This window comes from Massilia sp. CT11-108 (assembly GCF_047302915.1).
Taxonomy (GTDB): Bacteria; Pseudomonadota; Gammaproteobacteria; order Burkholderiales; family Burkholderiaceae_D; genus Telluria; species Telluria orientalis.
Genome location: NZ_JBKYMO010000464.1, coordinates 1 through 4,340, shown reverse-complemented (window position 1 = coordinate 4,340; position 4,340 = coordinate 1). Strand labels below are relative to the sequence as shown.

Sequence of the window (4,340 nt, the reverse complement as noted above, 5' to 3'; positions counted from 1 at the left end):
GAACCGAGCATCGTCACGACGGGAATCGCCAGCGCCGGCACGAGCAGGCGGTTGCCCAGGCGCGCCACGGGCAACTGCCCGAACCGCTGCGCCAGCGCATCCGGGCGATGAGCGCGGCCACGGACAACGTCGGCCTGTTCTTCGGCGAGGACGTGTTCGTCGCGTTCGGCGCCATCGTGCTGATGCAGACGATCCTGAAAGCCGAGGGCCTGGAGGTCGATCCCATCCACATGGCGTTGTGGGGCATCCCGACGGCGGTGACGGCGTTCGTGATCCACGCGTGGAACCTGCGCCGGCTCGACGCCCGCATCCGCCGCGAGACCGCAGGCGAGGTCGCGTAATGCTCGTTGCGCTCGATTTTTTCTACCTGCTCGTCGGCCTCCTGTTCGCCGCGTGCGCGCTCATGACGCTGCGCGACAAGACGAATCCGCGCCGCTTCACGACGGCACTGTTCTGGGGCCTGTACGCGCTCGTCTACCTGCTGGGCGAGCGCCTGGCCCCAAGCGTGGCGGGGGTGCTGATGATCTCGATGGCGCTCGTCGCCGGGTTCGGTTTCGTGCGGCCGGGGAAGGCGGACGTCCTGCCGGAAGCGGAACGACAATCCACCGCGGCGCGCCTGGGCAACCGCCTGCTCGTGCCGGCGCTGGCGATTCCCGTCGTGACGATGCTCGGTTCCGTCGTGCTGAAGGACGTCCACGTCGGCATGCGCTACCTGCTGGACCCGAAGAACCTGACCCTGGTGAGCATGGGCTGCGGCAGCATCGCCGCGCTGGCGCTCGCGTGCTGGCTCACGCGCGCGACGCCGCTGCAGGGCGTGCGCGAGGCACGGCGCCTGATCGATGCGATGAGCTGGGCCGTCGTGCTGCCGCACATGCTCGCGGTGCTCGGGCTGCTGTTTTCCGAGGCGGGCGTGGGCAAGGCCGTGGCCCACGTCGCGACCAGTTATATCCCGCTCGATTCGCGCCTGCTCGCCTGCGCCGCGTTCTGCGTGGGCATGGCATTATTTACCGTCGTGATGGGCAACGGCTTTGCCGCGTTCCCCGTCATCGCGGGCGGCATCGGGATTCCCGTGCTGGTCGGGGTGTATCATGCGAACCCGGCCGTGATGGCCGCGATCGGTATGTTCAGCGCGTATTGCGGCACCCTGATGACGCCGATGGCGGCGAATTTCAACATCGTGCCGGCGGCACTGCTCGAACTGCCCGACAAGAATGCCGTGATCAAGGCCCAGCTGCCGACCGCGTTGCCGCTGCTGGGCGCAAATATCGTCCTGTTGTACTTCCTGATGTATCGATGAGCCGACCATGACCGCACCCACCACTCAAGTACCCACCAGGACCGTCCTGCTGACCGGATTCGAACCGTTCAATGGCGCCGCCATCAACCCGTCGTGGGAAGCCGTGCGCGCGCTGGACGGCTGGTCCGGGCCGGGCTTCGCGGTCGTCGCGCGCCAGCTGCCGTGCGTGTTCGGCACCGCCCTCGACGTGCTGCGCGAATCCATCGCGGGCGTCAAGCCCGACATCGTGATCGCCGTCGGCCAGGCCGGCGGGCGTTCCGAGATTTCGCTGGAGCGCGTGGCCATCAACGTCGACGATGCGTCGATCCGCGACAACGCGGGCAACCAGCCCGTCGACACGCCCGTCGCGGCCGACGGCCCGGCAGCGTATTTCACCACCTTGCCCGTCAAGGCCATCGTGAAGGCGCTGCGGCTGCGCGGCTTTCCTTCCGGCGTGTCGCAGACGGCCGGCACGTTCGTGTGCAACCACGTGTTCTACGGCCTGATGCACCACGCGGTCGGGCAACCCGTGAAGGCGGGCTTCATCCACGTGCCGTTCCTGCCCGAGCAGGCGGCCGATCGCCCCGAGCGGCCGCCGTCGATGGCGCTGCGCGACATCGTCGACGCGCTCAGGATCGCGGTCGAGGTGGCGGTGGTGACGGAGACCGATACGGCGGAGGCCGGCGGAGCTACCCATTGAATCGTGCGTGGGGGGGGGGGCCCCGGGCCCCCCCCCCGGGTTTTTACCCGCGGGGGGGGGGGTGGTTTGGGGTTGCCCCCCCCGGCGCCCTGTTGGGGGGTGGGGGGGGGGGGGGGGCGGCCCCCCTACCGGGGGGGGGCGGGGGCACAACCCATTTAACGGGGGGGGGGGGGGGCCCCCCGGCCCCCCCCCGACGGTTTATTCCCCGGCGGGATGCAGGATCTTGAGGAATGCCCGCACCACCGGCGCATCGTCCTGCGTCGGATACGTGATGTACAGATTGGCCGACGGCGGATTGGTACGCACCGGCAGGAAGCGCACGCCGGGCCAGCCGATGCGGCTCGTCGTCGCCGGCATCAGCGCCACGCCGAGTCCCGCGCCGACCATCGCGAGCAGGGTCTGCGGCTCCGCGGCTTCCTGGAAGATCGTCGGCTGGAAGCCCGCGTTGACGCAGCACTGGATCAGGTAACGCGGCTCCGCCGACTGGTCCAGGTGGAGGGTCAGCATCGGCTCGTCGGCGATGGCTATCAGTTCGATGGCGTCCTGCTGCGCAAGCGGATGCTGGGCGTTGATCGCGACGCATACGTCTTCGCGGAAAGCCAGTTCCTGGCGCAGGCCGGCGTTCCTCAGCATGTCCTCGTCGATCTTCGGCTCGCGCCAGAAACCCACGTCGATCTGCTTGCCGCGCAGCGCGTCCCACTGGTCGTTCGGACCGAGTTCGTGGATGGTCCACGTCACGCGCGGGAACTGGCTCTGGAACTGTTCCAGCAGGCTGGGGATCGGGCCCCACATCGCCGAGCCGACGATGCCCACGCGCAGGCGGCCCACTTCGCCGCGGTCGATCTGGCGGATGGTGTCGATGGTCATGCGCATGCGGCCCAGCAGGTCGGCCGCTTCGTGCATCAGCGCCTTGCCGGCGACCGTCAGCTCGAAGCTGCGCGTCGTGCGCGCGAACAGGCGCACCCCCAGTTCGCTCTCCAGCTTCATGATCTGCTGCGACAGCGGCGGCTGCGAGATGTGCAGGCGCTCGGCGGCGCGGCTGAAGCTTTTTTCTTCGGCCACCGCCAGGAAGTATTTCAGTTGCTTCAGGTCGATCGACATGATGGTCTCAAACGTGGGCGGCCGCGTGCAGCGCCACCGCGAGGCGGGCGCCGACGAGGGCATTGTGCTTCACGAGCGCGATGTTCGTGGCGAGACTCCTGCCGCCCGTCAGGTCCTTGATGCGGGCCAGCAGGAACGGCGTCACGGCCTTGCCTTTCACGCCTTGCGTGTCGGCCTCGCGAAGGGCCTGCGCGATGATCCCGCCGATCTCGTCGTTCTTCATCGCCGATTCCGTTGGGACCGGATTGCTGACGACGACGCCGCCCGTCAGGCCCAGCTGCCACTTGGTGCGGATGAAGCGGGCCTGCTGTTCCGGCGTGTCGAGCTGGAAGTCGGCATTGAAGCCCGATTCGCGCGTGAAGAAGGCGGGGAAGCCGGGCTGGCCGACGCTCACCACCGGCACGCCGTGCGTCTCCAGGTATTCCAGCGTGAGGCCGATGTCGAGGATCGACTTCACCCCCGCGCACACGACGGCGACGTTCGTGCGCGCCAGTTCCTGCAGGTCGGCGGAGATGTCGAAGCTCGTCGCCGCGCCGCGGTGCACGCCGCCGATGCCGCCCGTGACGAAGACTTCGATGCCGGCCAGCGCCGCGCAGATCATCGTCGCGGCGACCGTCGTCGCGCCCAGCTTCTTCTCGGCCAGCACGTACGCGAGGTCGCGCCGGCTCACTTTCAGCGCATCCTGCGCGTTGCCCAGTTGTTCGAGCTGGTCGTCGGCCAGGCCCACGCAGATGCGGCCGTCGATGAGGGCGATGGTGGCCGGTACCGCGCCGGCGTCGCGGATCACCTGCTCGACCTCGCGTGCCGTCTGCACGTTCTGCGGGTACGGCATGCCGTGCGAGATGATCGTCGACTCGAGCGCGACGACGGGTTTGCCCGCCGCGCGCGCGGCTTGCACTTCGGGGGAAAACTGGAGGAAGGCTTGCATGTTCAGTCCTGTGAAAGCGGAAGGGATTCGGTGGCGAGGCTGTCCGGCCCCAGGCCAGGATGGACGGTCTCGGGCACGCCCAGGGTGAGGGCCGACAAATGCAGGCCGCGGCGGCACGCGAGCACGAGGTCGTCGGCGCTGTTGTCATCCCTGTCCTGCACGAGCGACCAGCAAATGGCGGCGGCGAACGCATCGCCGGCGCCCGTCACGTCGACGACGTCGACCGGCGGCGCGGGCAGGTCGACGATGCCGTCGCCCGCGGTGACGAGGACGCCGCGCGCGCCGCGTGTGACGATCAGGTCTTGCGCACCCTGGGCCTGCACTGCGCGGATGCC

Annotated in this window: 6 protein-coding genes; 3 read left to right on the top strand and 3 right to left on the bottom strand. The window is 68.9% G+C overall.

The annotated features are described in order from the left end of the window. The 3 genes from ACEN88_RS25410 to pcp all read left to right on the top strand — a co-directional run. On the top strand, positions 1-341 hold a 341-nt coding region (locus ACEN88_RS25410; protein ID WP_413344135.1), incomplete at its 5' end, for a 5-oxoproline transporter, DUF969 family subunit. Beyond that, positions 341-1,297 carry a DUF979 domain-containing protein gene (locus tag ACEN88_RS25405; protein ID WP_413344133.1) on the top strand — a complete coding sequence of 319 codons (957 nt, stop codon included), beginning with the start codon at positions 341-343 and terminating at the stop codon, positions 1,295-1,297. The genes ACEN88_RS25410 and ACEN88_RS25405, both read left to right, overlap by 1 nt. Positions 1,298-1,304: 7 nt before the next feature. After that, positions 1,305-1,976 (top strand): pyroglutamyl-peptidase I, encoded by a 672-nt coding sequence (gene pcp, locus ACEN88_RS25400; RefSeq protein ID WP_413344132.1) that lies wholly within the window; start codon positions 1,305-1,307, stop codon positions 1,974-1,976. A gap of 198 nt (positions 1,977-2,174) precedes the next feature. Here the strand turns inward: pcp and ACEN88_RS25395 are convergent, their stop codons facing one another. From ACEN88_RS25395 to ACEN88_RS25385, 3 genes are all read right to left on the bottom strand, one after another. Then, positions 2,175-3,077 (bottom strand): LysR family transcriptional regulator, encoded by a 903-nt coding sequence (locus ACEN88_RS25395; RefSeq protein ID WP_413344131.1) that lies wholly within the window; start codon positions 3,075-3,077, stop codon positions 2,175-2,177. A 7-nt stretch (positions 3,078-3,084) separates the two neighbouring features. Continuing rightward, on the bottom strand, positions 3,085-4,005 hold the full coding sequence (locus tag ACEN88_RS25390) for a pseudouridine-5'-phosphate glycosidase (RefSeq protein ID WP_413344129.1): 921 nt from the start codon (positions 4,003-4,005) through the stop codon (positions 3,085-3,087). 2 nt (positions 4,006-4,007) lie between these two features. Continuing rightward, positions 4,008-4,340: carbohydrate kinase family protein (locus ACEN88_RS25385; RefSeq protein ID WP_413344127.1), on the bottom strand; the 333-nt coding region annotated here is incomplete at its 5' end.

Bases quoted from the DNA above. Each gene is read 5' to 3' on its own strand.
- ACEN88_RS25405 (WP_413344133.1), top strand. From the start codon at position 341: ATGCTCGTTGCGCTCGATTTTTTCTACCTGCTCGTCGGCCTCCTGTTC.
- pcp (WP_413344132.1), top strand. From the start codon at position 1,305: ATGACCGCACCCACCACTCAAGTACCCACCAGGACCGTCCTGCTGACC.
- ACEN88_RS25395 (WP_413344131.1), bottom strand. From the start codon at position 3,077: ATGTCGATCGACCTGAAGCAACTGAAATACTTCCTGGCGGTGGCCGAA.
- ACEN88_RS25390 (WP_413344129.1), bottom strand. From the start codon at position 4,005: ATGCAAGCCTTCCTCCAGTTTTCCCCCGAAGTGCAAGCCGCGCGCGCG.